The sequence below is a fragment of the Hyphomicrobiaceae bacterium genome (assembly GCA_041397645.1).
Lineage (GTDB): Bacteria > Pseudomonadota > Alphaproteobacteria > Rhizobiales > Hyphomicrobiaceae > Hyphomicrobium_B.
On the sequence record JAWKWE010000004.1, the window covers coordinates 56914 to 72253 of the forward strand.

Consider the following 15340-nt stretch of genomic DNA (forward strand, 5'->3'; position numbering starts at 1 on the left):
GAGAAACTGAGCTTCGAAGACAAATTTGCGCTTCAATGCTCCCAAATCGTTCATCGCTCGCGGGTAAGACTGGGTCGTACGTAAGGGTGGCGTACGGCCATGAAGAGCCGATCTTGGGATGTTTGAGTATGAGTGCCGAAGTAATCCAGTTCGCGGACTTCCGTGCCCGCAAGCAGTTTGTTCTTTTCGGGAGCGATGCGGCTCCTGCCGGTAAGCGCGCCGGCCAATTTGAATCTCCGACCCGTTTCCACTTTTGGACCGGCGCCTCGGGCAAGCGCTATGTGCACACCGTCTATAGCTTGTTCGATTGCCCGCCTATCGGCATGGCAAACTATGTTCTTGTGCGCAAAGAAGGCCGCGCCAAGCGCTCGGTGCTCGCCATCGGTCGCGTGATGGGCGACTCCACCAGCCTGAACCTTGCGGAAATCCGCCAGCACGGCGCTTCGCTCGGCGCCGACGAGGTTCATATTCATCTTCTTGCCTCCAGCGACCACGAGAGCCAGGCGGTCGAAGTCGATCTGCGCACGGCACAGTTTGCAGCAAGCGTGACCTGATCACAGGACTCTGGTTCGACGAATTTCGAGCTCGCACGGTTTGGACCATCGTGCGAGCTTTGCTATTCGATAGGCTGCGATCAAAGCCGCGCGCGAAATGTGAAGCGTTTCACGTCGGCAAGGCGCAGAACCGGCTTTCGAGGCCAATCCTTCATATCCCTGCGATTGACGGTGGTGCGCGCGGCACTGGCCTTAGCGCGTGCGCGCACAGGCCCCAGCGTCACCAGCAGCCGTTCCAATTCCGGCTCACGTATCCCGAAGGACCGCAGCTCATGGAGTGTGGAGACAAGGTACTCCAGATTGCTGCCGGTCGTGCCCGCCGCCGAAACGAGAATGTTGGCCTGCTGTCGTAGCGTGAGCCCGCGCACGTAGCTCGGGTGCGCGCGCTCGGCGAGGAAAGCCAATGCAGTGAGCCGGTCGTGCGATCCAGACATAACCCGCACATTGACGTGCGCCTCACGATAGACGCCGCTGATCTGCTCGCGCCTGCGCAAATAATGCAACACCGCGTCGGCGTCCGCCTCGCCCACGCGGAATACCCGTCCGTGGCACGATCCGCCCCGGTCCAGGCCCAGTACGAGCCCCGGACGCTCGTCGGTGCCGCGATAGTGGCGTGATATGATGCAGAAGCGACGATGGAAACCATCGAGACGCGCCGGATGGACCTCTGCAAAGGGAAAGTCCGGCCGCCACATCAGCGAACCGTAGGCGAACACCCATAATCCGGGCGCCATATCGCCCATTGCGAACGGTCCTGTCAGCTCTGCCCACCAGCCCCGGACGGCCGCCTGCCGAAGTCTGGAGTTGGCGTGTCCTGGCCCGCCTGGATAATACCACGCCGGATGCTGCGCGCGTCGGTGAACAATTTTTCAAGTGTCTCGCCATCGCCAAAGCGAATGGCACGCTGAAGCACCGTCAGATCTTCGGAGAAGCGGCCCAGCATTTCGAGCACCGCTTCCTTGTTGTTCAGGAACACGTCGCGCCACATGACGGGATCCGATGCAGCAATGCGGGTGAAGTCGCGAAAACCGCCAGCCGAGAACTTGATGACTTCGCTGTCCGTGACGCGGGCGAGGTGCGCTGCGGTGTTGACGATGTTGAAGGCGATGAGATGCGGCACATGAGAGGTTATCGCCAGGACGAGATCATGATGTTCCGCGCTCATCAGCTCCACTTTCGAGCCGAGCCGCTGCCAAAACGTCTCCAACTGCGCCAAAGCGAGGCGATCCGTATCGGCATCCGGCGTGAGGATACACCAGCGACCGTCGAACAACTCGGCAAATCCCGCTTCTGGGCCGGATTGTTCGGTGCCCGCGATCGGATGACCTGGGATGAAATGCACACCCTTGGGCAAGTGAGGCGCCACGTCTCGCACCACGGCGGCCTTGACCGAACCAACATCGGTCAGAATGGCACCGGGTTTCAGATGCGGCCCTATCTCTTGCGCAATTCGTCCCAGCACGCCCACGGGCGTACACAGGATCACGAGATCAGCATCCTTTACGGCATCAGCGGCGCAAGCATACGCCTTCGACACGAGCCCAAGCGCCTCGGCCTTCTCGCGCGTTTCGGGTGTCGCCGAGGAGCCGACAATATCGCCAACAAGGTTGGCGCGGCGTGCCGCATGGCTGATCGACGAACCGATGAGTCCGACGCCGATCAGCGCCATGCGCTGAAACATGACATCATTGGTTCCGCTCATCACTTCACACCCATGTATTCGGCCAACGCCGAAATCGCCCGCTTGTTCTCTTCCTCCGAGCCGATAGTCATGCGCAGCGCATTGGGGAAACCGTATGCGCCAACCTTGCGCACGATGACGCCCTGAGACTTAAGGTACTCGTCAGCACCCGTCGCCGTCTTGGTGCCGCCCTTGGGAAAATGCATCAATAGGAAGTTGGCCACGCTCGGCGTCACGTCGAGGCCGAGCGCGCGTGCCTGCTCGCTCACCCAGGCAAGCCAGGTGTCGTTGTGGATCTTGGCAGCATCCATGTGCGCGACGTCGTCCATGGCCGCGGCCCCAGCCGCAATCGCAGGCGCCGAGAGGTTAAACGGACCGCGGATTCGATTTAGAGCGTCTGCGATGCCAGCCGGGCAATAGGCCCATCCGATACGCAGCGCAGCTAGGCCGTGAATCTTGGAGAACGTCCGCGTCATCACCGTGTTCGGCGTGGTCGCGACCAGTTCAATGCCAGCCTCATAGTCGTTGCGATCGACATATTCGGCGTAAGCGGCGTCGAGCACGAGTACGACGTTGGCCGGAAGCCCCGCACGCAAACGGCGAACCTCTGTAACGGGTAGATAGGTGCCGGTTGGATTATTCGGGTTGGCTAGGAAAACGACCCGCGTGCGATCGGTGACGCGCGCAAGGATCGCATCGACATCGGTTGTCAGGTTTCGCTCTGGCGCAATCACCGGCGTCGCGCCATTGGTCAGGATAGCGATGCGGTAAACGAGAAAGCCGTGCTCGGTGTAAATCCCCTCATCACCCGGACCAAGGAAAGCGCGTGCAATCAGCCCGAGCAGCTCATCGGAGCCCGATCCGCAAACGATGCGCGAAGCATCAAGACCGTAACGACGCGAAATCGCATTGCGCAGCGCAGTTGCCTGGCCGTCGGGATATCGCTCCAGTTCGCTCGCCGCAGAGGTGAATGCGGCGATTGCCTTGGGGCTGGGTCCAAGCGGTGTTTCGTTGGACGATAGCTTCGCGGGCTTTAATCCACCGGGCACCTTGCTTTCTCCGGGGACGTAGGCCTCGATCTGCTCGATACCGGGTCTTGGTTGAGGGCCGGCAACTACCATGGGACGTCTCGTCTTTTCGCTTTTCTCTGAGCCCTCGACGGGCTGCCCCACCCAGCGCGCGAGGGCTGGTCCGAAGCGGGTTGATTGATAGGGTAGGCCTTTAGAAAATCAAAGATTAAAGTTGACTTTCTGCCGCGGCAGCCTAGCTACGGCACGATCGGCGAAAGCTGCGAGGCGCATTCTGAAAGTCCATGACATCCGCTAACCCCGAGACCGGTTCAGGCACCAACGCCAGCGCGCGCTATCACGAGGTGCATACACCGCAGAGCCAGGTTGTGCGTTTCCCCGAAAGCGCACCTCTAAAACTCGCTTGTGGGCTGGATCTTAAGCCGTTCCAGATCGCCTATCAAACCTATGGCAGCCTTAACCCCGCTAAGAGCAATGCCATCCTCATTTGCCATGCCCTGACGGCCGATCAGCATGTCGCCAATCCCCACCCCATCACGGGCAAGCCAGGCTGGTGGGAGAATATGATCGGGCCGGGCCGGCTCATCGACACCAATCGCTTCTTCGTCATCTGCTCCAATATTCTCGGCGGCTGCATGGGCTCCACCGGCCCAGCGTCATTCAAGCCGGGCACCAACGAACCTTATGGTCTCGATTTTCCAGTCATCACCATCGGCGACATGGTCGACGCCCAGGCTCGGCTGATCGATCATCTGGGTATCCCCGATCTGTTCGCGGTCATCGGCGGCTCGATGGGCGGAATGCAAGTTCTGGAATGGGCCGCGCGCTATAAGGATCGCATCTTCGCGGCCATGCCCATTGCAACCGCACCGTGGCATTCATCCCAGAACATCGCGTTCCATGAAGTCGGCAGACAAGCCGTCATGGCCGATCCGGAGTGGAGCTCTGGAAATTACTATGCACAAGGCAAGGTGCCACGAAACGGCCTTGCCGTGGCGCGCATGGCCGCACACATCACCTACCTGTCCGAGGAGGCGCTCCATCGCAAATTCGGACGAAGTCTGCAGAACCGGTCGGCAGTGACGTTTTCGTTCAACGCCGACTTTCAGGTGGAAAGCTACTTGCGCCATCAGGGTTCGTCGTTCGTCGATCGCTTCGACGCCAACAGCTACCTCTACATTACGCGCGCCATGGATTATTTCGACATGAAGGCTGAGCACGGAGGTCAACTTGCCGAGGCTTTTCGTGGAACCAAGACCCGGTTCTGCGTCGTCTCCTTCACGTCCGATTGGCTTTATCCCACCCGCGAAAGCCGCGCGATTGTCCACGCGCTCAATGCTGTCGCGGCAAATGTGTCGTTCGTCGAAATCGAGAGCGACAAAGGGCATGATGCGTTCCTGCTCGAAGAGCCGGACTTCTTCAACACCATGCGCGGATTCCTTCACGCTGCCGCCGTCAAACGCGGCCTAAACGGCAACGGTGCGGCATGAGCGGGCCTTCCATGCCGAGCAAACCGACAAGTGCGAACGATGCGCGCGTTGACCATCTTCTCATTGCGGAGATGGTCGCGCCCGGATCGCGCGTGCTAGATGTCGGCTGCGGCGACGGTGCATTGCTCCAGCTGCTCAACGAGACGAAAGCCGTCGATGGTCGCGGCGTGGAGCTGTCACGCGAGAAGGTCAATGCGTGCGTGGCGCGGGGGCTTTCCGTCATTCAAGGCGACGCCGACCGCGATCTGTGGGACTACCCGGATCAAGCTTTTGACTACGCCGTGTTGTCGTTGACGATCCAGGCTACGCGCAGTCCCAAGACCGTATTGCAAAACCTGCTGCGCATCGGACGCCGCGCTATCGTTTCGTTTCCAAATTTCGGCCACTGGGAGATCCGCACTGCGCTGTTAATGAGCGGACGGATGCCCGTCACCCACAATCTGCCCGAGACTTGGTACGACAGCCCCAACGCACACCTTTGCACTATCCGTGACTTCACAGATCTTTGCGGTGAGCTCGGCGCGACCGTCGAAAGCGCGGTGGCCTTTAATGCTGCGGGCAAACGCTTGCCGATCAAGTGGTCGCTGTCGATGCAGAACCTATTTGGCGAAAAGGCTGTGTTCCTACTCAAGGGGCGCGAGGCTCAGAGCTGAGCTTTTACCCTCACGCCCACTCATCTGCTTTTGTTGGAAGGCTCCAGCAAGCGCCCGAAATTTCCAACTGGCTTGAATGCGGGCGCGGTTTTGACTGCGCGCACCCCGCCTCCAACCGGCGCCATCAGCTCTTTGTGCGCCTCAACCACGATGACACCGCCAAAGCCACGCGACAGCCGCGCGCCTGTACGCTCGAGCGCGGGCGCCATGCGCAAGAGGACGCGATTGGTCACCGGGGGAAAGAACAGCGCATCCCCCCAATCGACCGGGGTAAGCAGAGCGTCGGACAGCTCATGGGAAAGCTGCGTGCGGCTGAACGGCAGTCCCTGTCCGAACGGCGTCGTATCGATCCGCGACCACACACCTGAGCGGTTCGGCACGATTAAGATTAGCCGCCCATCGGGTGCCAGCACGCGCCACATCTCGCGCAACACAGGCCCGGTTCGCTCGGCCGCCTCGATCATGTGAACGGCAAGCAGGCGATCGACACTATTATCGGGAAGCGGCCAGTGGTGCTCTTCGACCAAGACCGTATGGCACTTCCCGGATGGCGGCCAGACCAGCGCCCCCTGCCGAGCCGGCATCAGGCAACCAGCACGCGCAGCCTCGGCACGGAACGAGCCTAAGAAGGGTGTCGGAAATCCAGCCCCTATCACCGTTAACCCGCTGATCGATTTCCAGCGCCGACGGATCTGCGCGATTAGCTGCCGGCGCACCACCTGCCCCAGCGGCGTCCGGTAGAAATCCCGCAGTCGCGCAGCGTCGAGTTGCATCAGCAGGTCCGATAAATGCGAAAAGCCGACTTTTCCTCATCCATAGTGCATTCGGCGCACTTGCTAAAGCCGGGGTGCTTTGATCAACCTACACGGACCGCGCGCGCCAAGGCTACCGGCAGCCTTGGCGCGCCCCTTTGACCTTTAAGCCACCTCCTGTTCAGATTGAAAATATGACCTCTCTTGAAATCGTCCTCCTGCCCTGCCTCTCCGATAACTATTGCGTGCTACTCCACGCTCCAAGCGGAGAGACCGCAGCCATCGACGCGCCGGACGCAACCGCAATTGAACAAGCCCTCGATGCGCGCGACTGGAAGCTGACCGATCTTTTTATCACTCACCATCATAACGATCACACAGGCGGAATCGCTGCACTCAAGGAGCGGTATAACTGCACGGTAACGGGCCCGGCCGGAGAGGCAGATCGCATTTCCGGATTGGATCGCACCGTCAGCGAGGCCACGCCATTTACCTGGGCTGGCCATAACGTTCGTGTCATCGAGACGCCCGGCCACACGCTTGGCCACATCGTTTACGTCCTGCCGGACGAGAACCTCGCCTTCACCGGAGACACGCTATTCGCAATGGGCTGCGGTCGCATCTTTGAAGGCGATGCGGAAGGCATGTGGAACGCGATTGAAAAGCTCATGTCGTTGCCCAACGAGACGACGATCTATTGTGGACATGAGTACACGGCGGCAAATGGCCGTTTCGCTCAGTCGTTGGAGCCCGAAAATCAAGAACTCACAGCACGCATGGCCCGGGTGACGGCGTTGCGCGCCGAGAACAAGCCGACAGTGCCAACCACGATGGCGCTTGAGAAGGCGACCAACCCCTTCTTGCGCGTGAATTCCTCGGCCATCCGCGCGCGGCTCGGCCTGGAACGTGCGCCGGAATGGGCGGTCTTCCAGCGTCTGCGTGAGCTGAAGAACAAGGCTTGAGCTACTGAAATCATACTACCTTTGAGCGAATTGCGCTTCGGCAACACCTAAAGTTCAAACCGCACGTTTTGCTGGTTTGTCCACAATGTCGACGACGTCCAGCGTGGCAAGAACGCCTTCAAACCGCAGATTATTTTCTTCTCCCCAGACCATCTTGGGGGGTCGGCTTGATGAGCACTTGCGACTCGTAAACATTGACCTCGAATCAAGTTCTACCGGCTTACGGGGGTTGCCGTCATATGAAGCGCGAGTCCTCAGGACCAATTCTGACAACGGTGTTTGTCGATTACGACAACATCTATCTGTCCTTGAAAAGAAAGAACGAAGAGGCCGCCAAACGCTTCGCCAAGGATAGTGCGTTGTGGTTGCAGGGCATCCTGTCGGGTGAATTGATCACACCGACCTCAAGCTATTTGTCGAATGGCGAACGTCGGCTTGCGATGAACCGCTGCTACGGTAATCCCGTGCCGCGCCGTAACTCCAACGACAATTCCACCGACATGAACTCTTTCCCGTTCATTCGGCATCACTTCCTGAAAGCCGGCTTTGAAGTTATCGACTGCCCGCCGCTGACCGCACAACTCAAGAATTCTGCCGACATCCGCATCGTAATGGATATCCGCGATATCCTTACGCACGACACATTCTTCGATGAGTTCATCATCTTGTCGGGAGATGCAGATTTCACCCCGGTTCTGCATCGGCTGCGCGCACACGCACGCCGTACCGTCGTATTTGCCAACGACAGCACCGTGCAACCGTACACAGCAATCAGCGATGGCGAGATTCGCGAAGCCAGCCTGATCCAGTTGCTGACGCGACCGCAAGGCGTGGCACAGATCACCAATGCCCGTGCCGAGCCCAATTCTCGCGAACTAACGTCACCCGCACGCTCCACGCCGCCGGTCGACATCGATGCTGCCCGCCGTTCGATCCTTTCCGAGGTTGTCAATTTCGTGCGTAGCGCGCCGCAGGCGGTTCCCATGGAAACGCTTGCCGATCGCGCCGTTCGCTTCGTCGGACACGATCGTACAATCGGTACGCAATGGGCCGGGCACGGTACGTTCCGCGACTTACTGCTTGCCAATCTGCCTGACGACATCCACCTGTCAGACACACCGCCGTACACGGTGTTCGACGCCAACAGGCACATCAATGCATCAGGCCTGATCGCGCCTCAGTTGCCGCCACCCACTGCAGAATACCGACAAGAGCCGGAACCGCGCCGCAGCGAGTCACGCTTTGGACTAGGCGAGCTTGCGCCAAGCCCTCAGCAGCGCCCCTTCCAACCTGCACCGGAAGCACGCTACGAGGCGCCGCGCACCGAAACACATGCGCCGGAAGTTCCACGTATGGCGGAGGCTCCGCGCATGGAGGCTCCTCGTCAAACTGTTCCCAGCCCGGCGCAATCGCCTTATGCCAGCGCACCGCTCGCACAGCAGCCGGCGAGGCGCCCCCCCGATGCGTTGCCGCCGCTGTCTTCGCGCCCCGTCGATCCTGCTTTCACGGCACGTCAGCAGCCTTTGCCGGGACAATCCTATACCTCTCAGCCTAGCGCTCCGGGCGCAGTGCCATCGCACGATGAGCGGCCAGCAGCGCAAGCTCCTGCCCCGCAGGCTGCACCTGCCGAGCCGCGTCGCGAGCCAGCACGCGCGCCGGCCGCACAGGCGACCTCTACGCCGAATGCCCAGCGCACTGCTGATCAGGCTACGCAGATCCAGCAGTCTATCGCTCGCATCCATGAGGCTTGCCAGGCACCGGCCCTCGCGCCCGCTGAATATCGCGTATTGTTCGAAGTGATGGCGCAGGAACTGACGGCCAACGGCCTTCAGGGCGCACAAACGCTTTCCAACATCACGCAGCGCGCACGCGAGTTCGGCCTTGATCTGAAGCGCGACGATCTTCGCTTCATCTTGGAGGTCGTGAGCGAAAGTGATCCGTGGTTCGAGCAGGGCGCTTCGGCGAACCTGTTTGCCGGACGCTTCCGCAATTTCGTAGTCGCACGCTGCCGCAGCCAGGGGCTCAATCTCTCCGCTGACGAGCTCGACCTTGTTGATGCCTGGTTCTCTTCGCAGAGCCCGCAAGCGTCCCGTGCGCCCGCCTATGGGCGCACCAGCCAGCCTGCAGCGGCGCCTCAGCAGCAGCCCGCTGGACCCCAGGCGGCTCCGGCGCAGCGCACCGATTATCCAGGACAGCCGCAAAGCGATCGTTGGTGGAGCCTTGAGGAAGGTCGCCAGCATATCGCCGAGCAGCGCTCGCAGGGCAGCAACTTGGGTGCTGAACAAGAGGACGAGTTCCCGCGTATCGTGCGTAGCCGGCTTCGCGGATAGATGCCGGCGCGCGGACACCAGTCCGCGTCCTCATTGCCAACGACCCCAGCAAAACGCCCCGGATTTTTTCCGGGGCGTTTTTAAATCCACCTTGCTTCGCACCACTCTAGAGGTTTGAGGAATCTTCCGCTGGAGGTGCGTCCTCTTTATTCTGCTTGTCGTCAGCTGGCGGTGATTTGCTGGCGTCCGTTCCGCTGCCTCCGGTCGCGCCCTTGGCTTCATCCAGTGCGTCGTTGGTGGCTTCTTTAGCCTTGTCGAGCACCTCGTTAGTGGCCTCTTTGGCCTTATCGAGGGCTTCATTGGTAGCCTTCTTGGCTTTGTCGATGGCCGGACCAGCTTCCGTCTTCGCCTTATCCAGTGCCTTCTTCACAGCCTCGGCCGCGGCCTCAATGGCTTTGATCGTGGCGTCCTTAGCCTTGTCGATGGCCGACTTCGTAGCCTCGGCAGCCTCGTCGATCGACTTTGCTGTATCGTTCTGTGCAGGGGGAGCCTGCGTTGCGGGCGCTTCTGCGGAGGGTGCTGGAGTGGCTGGAGCTTCCTCCGCGATGGCAGGTGTCGCCAGCAGGAGCACCAATACGCCCGCGCGCCAGAATATCGTACTCATGGAAAACCTCTTTGGGGAACCTGTGTGGGGGCCTTGGGCAAGCCGGAATTTAGCGGCTTTGAGTTTGAATGACGACTGTGGCCTTCTTCGGTTTCCTGAGTATGACAGACGGCCAGCACTTTCGGGCCCTATCACGACATCGTGCTTTTGCTCGAAAGCTGAGCTTATGCACTGAGCACATTTTAATCGACCACTCTGATTGCCAAAAAATACGTGGGCCAAACAAAAGCGGCGGAGAGGAGGCCCCTCTCCGCCGCTTCTTTTCTTGACTCAAGACTGCCGCGTGCTTCCCAGCACGTGCAGATGCAGCCTCAGATGAAGTACTGCCCGCCGTTGGCGGTGATGGTCGCGCCGGTGATGAAGCCAGCGTTGTCGGCGGCAAGAAACACCACACACCGAGCAATCTCCTCAGGCTCGCCGAGACGGCCGACCGGGATCTGCGGAAGGATGTTCTTTTCCATCACCTCTTGCGGTACGGCCTTGACCATTTCGGTCGCGATGTATCCGGGGCAGATCGCATTGACGGTGATGCCCGCGCGTGCACCCTCTTGAGCAAGCGCTTTGGTGAAGCCGAGATCACCCGCCTTGGAAGCGGAGTAATTGACCTGACCCATCTGACCCTTCTGGCCGTTGATGGAGGAGATGTTGATCACGCGACCGAACTTGCGCGCGCGCATACCTTCCCAGACCGGGCGGGTAACGTTGAACAGACCATTGAGGTTGGTGCCGATCACGGCGTCCCACTGCTCCCGGGTCATCTTATGGAACATGATGTCCTTGGTGATACCAGCGTTGTTCACCAGTACGTCGATGGGACCAAGATCCTTTTCGATCTGCTTGATGGCCTTATCGGACGCTTCGAAGCTCGAAACGTCGAACTTGTAGACCGGAATACCCGTTTCCGCCTGAAACGCCTGTGCGGCAGCATCGTTTCCGGCGTAGCTCGCCGCGACGCGATAGCCGGCATTCTTCAGTGCCACCGAAATAGCGTGGCCAATACCGCGCGTACCGCCTGTAACCAGGGCCACTCGTGCCATGTGTCTCCTCCTGTATGTTCTTTTGTTTTGCGTTCTTGTGAGTGAGTTCTAGTCGGGCGCTTCAGACCCCTGAAGTGAGGTCATGACGCCGCCGGAAGCAACAAAACCGGCGCGACCTCGGGGCCGCACCGGTTTTACTGGTCATCAGATTAGTCGCGCGCCACGCACATCGCAACGCCCATACCGCCACCGATGCAAAGCGTGGCGAGACCCTTCTTGGCGCCCGAACGCTTCATTTCGTGTACAAGAGTGTTGAGAATGCGGGCACCCGAAGCGCCGATGGGATGGCCGATCGCAATCGCGCCGCCATTGACGTTCACCTTGCTCGTATCCCAACCCAGGCCCTTGTTGACCGAGATGGCCTGTGCGGCGAACGCTTCATTGGCTTCGATAAGGTCGAGATCGTCGATCGTCCAGCCGGCGCGTTCCAATGCTTTCTTCGAGGCCGCGATCGGACCCGTGCCCATGATGGAGGGATCGACGCCCGTGGTTGCCCAGGAGACGATCCGCGCCAGAGGCGTGATCCCGCGCTTGGCGGCTTCAGCAGCCGTCATCAAAACCACAACCGCAGCACCGTCGTTGATGCCAGACGCATTGGCCGCTGTGACGGAACCTTCTTTGTCGAAAGCGGGGCGCAACTTGCCCACGGACTCAAGCGTTACCCCGTCCTTGATGTACTCGTCGGTGTCTACGACGACGTCACCCTTACGACCCTTGATCGTGACCGGAGCGATCTCGTCTTTGAACTTGCCAGCCTTGCGGGCGGCTTCAGCCTTATTCTGCGAGGCAACGGCGAACTTGTCCTGCTCTTCGCGGCTGATCTGCCACTGGCGAGCCACGTTCTCGGCCGTCGTGCCCATGTGGTAGTTGTTGAAGGCATCCCAAAGACCATCGCGCACCATTGTGTCGACCATCTTCACGTCGCCCATCTTGGTGCCTTCACGCATGTAGACCGCATGGTTCGATTGGCTCATGCTTTCCTGACCGCCTGCAACGACGATATTGGCCGAGCCGGTTGCGATCTGCTGCATGCCGAGAGCGACCGCACGCAAGCCCGAGCCACAAATCTGGTTGATGCCCCAGGCTGGCGCGTCGACGGGGATGCCGGCGCCAATCGATGCCTGGCGGGCTGGGCCCTGACCCTGACCGGCGGTCAGCACCTGACCAAGGATCACTTCAGACACGTCGCCGGGAGCAACGCCAGCCCGTTCGAGGGCCGCGCGAATGGCGACTTCGCCCAATTTGTGCGCCGGGACGCTTGCTAAAGACCCATTGAACGAGCCGACCGGCGTACGGGCGGCACTTGCGATTACGATGGTGTTAGAATCCTGGGTCATCTTAGCCCCTCCCTGGGCGCGAAGGTTATCCTTGAAACTTATTGCTGGGCTGGAATTGACTCTATCGCACAGTTTTTCCGGCCGTGAGCCGCTGGTTCGCTGCAGCGCGACCTTACCTTAGCTTTAGCAGTTGCTCGGGAAAATGAGCAATTGCGACGTGTTGACTAGTGCTGCTGAAAGATTTGGCAGAAACGTCTAGCAGCAGCGCCCCGGCATGTGGTACGCTGCCGCAGTGCAGCAACACCCTTACGAGCGCGTGCGCTCACAAAGGGTTTGCTGCGGTCCACGTTAAGCATTTCACTCAACCGGTCTCAACAACAGAGAACGCATCAACGATGCTCCCCAATGCTGAAGCTCCGACGCCGAGAAAAGAATCGGTTGTCATCAAGAAATACGCCAACCGCCGTCTCTATAACACCGAGACCAGCACCTATGTGACGCTGGAAGACTTGGCGAAGATGGTTCGGTCGGATCGTGATTTCGTAGTTTACGACGCAAAGAACGGGGACGACCTCACGCATCAGGTGCTTACGCAGATTATCGTTGAGCAGGAGAGCCGTGAAGGCGGGCAGACCCTTTTGCCCATTCCGTTCCTGCGGCAGCTCATTCGCTTTTATGACGACAGCATTGCCCGCATGGTTCCTAGCTATCTGCAATTCTCGATGGAGAATTTCGCTAAGGAGCAGGCCCGCTTCCGAGAACAATTCGCGACCGCATTCACCAATCCGTCGGCAGCCTTCGAGTTCTATCAAAAGCAGGCGCAGCAGAACATGGCGATGTTCGAGCAAGCGATGCAAATGTGGGGAGCCTTCGGGGCGGCTGCAGGCGGCAAGAAACCCGGTGGCGAGATCGATCCAACCAAGGCCTCAACGGAAACTGCAACCACAACTGGTCCTTTGAAGGATGAACTAGGCGAACTCAAAGCCCAGCTCTCGGCCATGCAGCAGAAGATCGAGAAGCTAACGCAGAACAAGCCCTGAGTTTCTAGGAGCGGCACGCCCGCTGATCCGGATCTTGAACCGCGAGCGACGATCGGACCGTGTCTGGTTTGCGATCAGGCAGCTTCTTCGAGTTCGTCCACCTCGATCGGCAGCCCGTAATAGAAGCCCTGCAAATATGTGATGCCGGCTTTCTTCAGCAGATCGACCGAGCGCTCATCGCCCACCCATTCGGCGACCGTTTCAAGCCCGAATGTGTTGGCCAATTCAATCATCGTCTTGATGAAGATTTGATCGGACGTGTCGTCGGCAACGTTCTTCACAAACGCACCGTCGATTTTGACCATATCGACGTTGAGGAGCTTTAAGTTCTTGAACGAGGTGTATCCCGCGCCAAAATCATCAATGGCGACGCGGCAACCGAGTTCCTTCAAGGTGTCGACGAAGTTGATCGACTGATCCAGGTCCTGAATGGCAGCCGTCTCGGTGATTTCCACGATAAGCCTGCTCGTCAGTTCCTTACGGCCGCCTGTCAGGCGCCGGAGCGTTACCAGCCACTCGTGATCGGAGCACGTCAGGCCCGAGACGTTGAGCGAGAGCGTAATTTGTGGATTGCGCTTCAGTATGCCAATCGACAATTCCAGAGTGCGCCTGTCGATCAAGCGCGACAACCCAAGTTGCTCGGCAATGGGAATGAACTCTCCCGCAGACGCTATGCTTCCGTCTGCCCGCTCCATGCGCAGCAGACATTCATAGATCTCGGGTTTGTCGGATTTTGCGCCGACCATCGGCTGCAGCACGAGCCGCATGCGCTGCTGATCGAGCGCCTCGATAACGTCGTCGGCCACTGAAATGGACTTGCGCCGATTGGACTCGGCCGCGCTAAGCGGCTCATAAGTCATGAAGCAGTCAAAGCGCTTCGACTTGGCACGATCGAGCGCATGCAAGGCATAGTTCAATGCCTGCTGCACGCTGTTGGCTTGATCTGGCAGTATCACGCCGCCGATTGAAAGCGTCGCCGTCAGATGGCAAGCCGAGGTCTTGATCGTGTGTTCGCGCACGGCCTTCATAAATCGTTCAGCCGCGATCCGCATCGCGCCGGGTCCGCAGTCGTGTAGGATGATGCCGAACTTGTTCGACGAATAGCGGCCAAGCACGTCGCCACCGCGAAGACGCTCTTTGATCTTGTGTGCCGCCGCCGAAATCACCTCATCGCCAACATCAAAACCGAAGGTCTCGTTGACGACGGCGAGGTTGTTCACCGCGGCCATCAGAAAGGCGCACGGCTGTCCCGTCCGTTGCGTGCGACCCAAGACGGCAGTCAGCGCCTCCGTCAGGCGAATGCGATTGAGCTGCCCAGTGAGCTCATCGTGATCGGAGCGATACAGAAGTCTCTGCTCCTCCAGATAGCGATCGTTGATAACACGCATCACACCGCGCGCACGCGCGGGCTTGCCGTCGGGACCGGGCCACCAGCGGCCGTGGTCCTCCAACCAAATGGAAGTGTCGGAGCGACGCCCCACGGGCAGAAAGCGATACTGTAAGCGGTAAGCTACCCCGCGCACGCCATCGATGGCGGCTGATTGACTGAAAGCTTCGGCGCGGCGCGCTAGATGCTCCGGCGAGATCAGAAGTTGAAAACCCGTCCCGGTGGCGATGCATTGCTGGTTGGGGACGCCAAGTATTTCGCTGGCGTTGCTTTCCCAATCGATCCGATCGCTTGCGATATCCCAGACGTAGGCCGTCTCGTCGATAGCCGAAAGAATACCGATAAGATCCAGTCCTTCGCCCTCAGTCAAAGGATCTGTCTGGACGCGACCGGCCTTTTGCAAACCGTCATCCATTGCCCGTCTTGCGCCGTTTCCTTCAGCGGAAGGAGGAGTGCCCACTATCGGCCTCGTGCTCGCACGCCCGCAGGCGAAAAGGCCATAAGCCAAGCCCCGCGGGTTAAATAAGGAGGAATTGTTTCTGTTC

The 15340-nt window shown here is 59.6% G+C and carries 14 protein-coding genes; 6 read left to right on the plus strand and 8 right to left on the minus strand.

What is annotated here, in order from left to right:
* Positions 1–128: 128 nt before the first annotated feature.
* Positions 129–554 carry a hypothetical protein gene (locus R3D51_00335; GenBank protein MEZ5897916.1) on the plus strand — a complete coding sequence of 142 codons (426 nt, stop codon included), beginning with the start codon at positions 129–131 and terminating at the stop codon, positions 552–554.
* A gap of 80 nt (positions 555–634) precedes the next feature.
* Here the strand turns inward: R3D51_00335 and R3D51_00340 are convergent, their stop codons facing one another.
* The 3 genes from R3D51_00340 to hisC are packed head-to-tail and all read right to left on the minus strand — an operon-like array spanning position 635 to position 3356.
* Complete coding sequence (locus R3D51_00340) at positions 635–1297, minus strand: gamma-glutamylcyclotransferase (protein ID MEZ5897917.1); 663 nt, start codon at positions 1295–1297, stop codon at positions 635–637.
* 14 nt (positions 1298–1311) lie between these two features.
* Complete coding sequence (locus R3D51_00345; protein MEZ5897918.1) at positions 1312–2256, minus strand: prephenate/arogenate dehydrogenase family protein; 945 nt, start codon at positions 2254–2256, stop codon at positions 1312–1314.
* Complete coding sequence (gene hisC / locus R3D51_00350) at positions 2256–3356, minus strand: histidinol-phosphate transaminase (protein MEZ5897919.1); 1101 nt, start codon at positions 3354–3356, stop codon at positions 2256–2258. The genes R3D51_00345 and hisC overlap by 1 nt, the downstream gene beginning before the upstream one ends.
* Positions 3357–3547: 191 nt before the next feature.
* On the opposite strand from hisC, the gene R3D51_00355 reads away from it, so the two are divergent.
* The gene (locus R3D51_00355) at positions 3548–4753 is read left to right on the plus strand and encodes a homoserine O-acetyltransferase (protein MEZ5897920.1); all 1206 of its coding nucleotides are present in this window, start codon (positions 3548–3550) and stop codon (positions 4751–4753) included.
* An 11-nt stretch (positions 4754–4764) separates the two neighbouring features.
* A complete protein-coding gene (gene metW / locus R3D51_00360) occupies positions 4765–5406 on the plus strand; it encodes a methionine biosynthesis protein MetW (GenBank protein MEZ5897921.1) in 642 nt (213 codons plus the stop codon).
* 20 nt (positions 5407–5426) lie between these two features.
* Here the strand turns inward: metW and R3D51_00365 are convergent, their stop codons facing one another.
* Complete coding sequence (locus R3D51_00365; GenBank protein MEZ5897922.1) at positions 5427–6179, minus strand: class I SAM-dependent methyltransferase; 753 nt, start codon at positions 6177–6179, stop codon at positions 5427–5429.
* A gap of 173 nt (positions 6180–6352) precedes the next feature.
* On the opposite strand from R3D51_00365, the gene gloB reads away from it, so the two are divergent.
* Positions 6353–7120, plus strand: coding sequence for a hydroxyacylglutathione hydrolase (gene gloB, locus R3D51_00370; GenBank protein MEZ5897923.1), 768 nt, complete (start codon positions 6353–6355; stop codon positions 7118–7120).
* A 239-nt stretch (positions 7121–7359) separates the two neighbouring features.
* Positions 7360–9450, plus strand: a complete 2091-nt coding sequence (locus R3D51_00375) for an NYN domain-containing protein (GenBank protein ID MEZ5897924.1) — start codon at positions 7360–7362, stop codon at positions 9448–9450.
* 106 nt (positions 9451–9556) lie between these two features.
* Here R3D51_00375 and R3D51_00380 read toward each other — a convergent pair whose 3' ends face one another.
* The 3 genes from R3D51_00380 to R3D51_00390 form a co-directional block, all read right to left on the minus strand.
* A complete protein-coding gene (locus R3D51_00380; GenBank protein MEZ5897925.1) occupies positions 9557–10054 on the minus strand; it encodes a hypothetical protein in 498 nt (165 codons plus the stop codon).
* A 311-nt stretch (positions 10055–10365) separates the two neighbouring features.
* Complete coding sequence (gene phbB / locus R3D51_00385) at positions 10366–11091, minus strand: acetoacetyl-CoA reductase (GenBank protein ID MEZ5897926.1); 726 nt, start codon at positions 11089–11091, stop codon at positions 10366–10368.
* 149 nt (positions 11092–11240) lie between these two features.
* Positions 11241–12428, minus strand: coding sequence for an acetyl-CoA C-acetyltransferase (locus tag R3D51_00390; GenBank protein MEZ5897927.1), 1188 nt, complete (start codon positions 12426–12428; stop codon positions 11241–11243).
* Positions 12429–12763: 335 nt separating this feature from the next.
* Between R3D51_00390 and phaR the strand changes: the two genes are divergently transcribed.
* Positions 12764–13408: a polyhydroxyalkanoate synthesis repressor PhaR gene (gene phaR / locus R3D51_00395; GenBank protein MEZ5897928.1), complete on the plus strand. Its 645-nt coding sequence runs from the start codon at positions 12764–12766 to the stop codon at positions 13406–13408.
* Between the two features lie 74 nt (positions 13409–13482).
* On the opposite strand, the gene R3D51_00400 is transcribed toward phaR, so the two are convergent.
* Positions 13483–15210, minus strand: a complete 1728-nt coding sequence (locus R3D51_00400) for an EAL domain-containing protein (protein MEZ5897929.1) — start codon at positions 15208–15210, stop codon at positions 13483–13485.
* Positions 15211–15340: the final 130 nt, after the last annotated feature.

What these genes read in the sequence shown, in the direction of transcription:
- R3D51_00335 (MEZ5897916.1), top strand. Translation starts at nt 129, where the DNA reads ATGAGTGCCGAAGTAATCCAGTTCGCGGACTTCCGTGCCCGCAAGCAG.
- R3D51_00340 (MEZ5897917.1), bottom strand. Translation starts at nt 1,297, where the DNA reads ATGGGCGATATGGCGCCCGGATTATGGGTGTTCGCCTACGGTTCGCTG.
- R3D51_00345 (MEZ5897918.1), bottom strand. Translation starts at nt 2,256, where the DNA reads ATGAGCGGAACCAATGATGTCATGTTTCAGCGCATGGCGCTGATCGGC.
- hisC (MEZ5897919.1), bottom strand. Translation starts at nt 3,356, where the DNA reads ATGGTAGTTGCCGGCCCTCAACCAAGACCCGGTATCGAGCAGATCGAG.
- R3D51_00355 (MEZ5897920.1), top strand. Translation starts at nt 3,548, where the DNA reads ATGACATCCGCTAACCCCGAGACCGGTTCAGGCACCAACGCCAGCGCG.
- metW (MEZ5897921.1), top strand. Translation starts at nt 4,765, where the DNA reads ATGCCGAGCAAACCGACAAGTGCGAACGATGCGCGCGTTGACCATCTT.
- R3D51_00365 (MEZ5897922.1), bottom strand. Translation starts at nt 6,179, where the DNA reads ATGCAACTCGACGCTGCGCGACTGCGGGATTTCTACCGGACGCCGCTG.
- gloB (MEZ5897923.1), top strand. Translation starts at nt 6,353, where the DNA reads ATGACCTCTCTTGAAATCGTCCTCCTGCCCTGCCTCTCCGATAACTAT.
- R3D51_00375 (MEZ5897924.1), top strand. Translation starts at nt 7,360, where the DNA reads ATGAAGCGCGAGTCCTCAGGACCAATTCTGACAACGGTGTTTGTCGAT.
- R3D51_00380 (MEZ5897925.1), bottom strand. Translation starts at nt 10,054, where the DNA reads ATGAGTACGATATTCTGGCGCGCGGGCGTATTGGTGCTCCTGCTGGCG.
- phbB (MEZ5897926.1), bottom strand. Translation starts at nt 11,091, where the DNA reads ATGGCACGAGTGGCCCTGGTTACAGGCGGTACGCGCGGTATTGGCCAC.
- R3D51_00390 (MEZ5897927.1), bottom strand. Translation starts at nt 12,428, where the DNA reads ATGACCCAGGATTCTAACACCATCGTAATCGCAAGTGCCGCCCGTACG.
- phaR (MEZ5897928.1), top strand. Translation starts at nt 12,764, where the DNA reads ATGCTCCCCAATGCTGAAGCTCCGACGCCGAGAAAAGAATCGGTTGTC.
- R3D51_00400 (MEZ5897929.1), bottom strand. Translation starts at nt 15,210, where the DNA reads ATGGATGACGGTTTGCAAAAGGCCGGTCGCGTCCAGACAGATCCTTTG.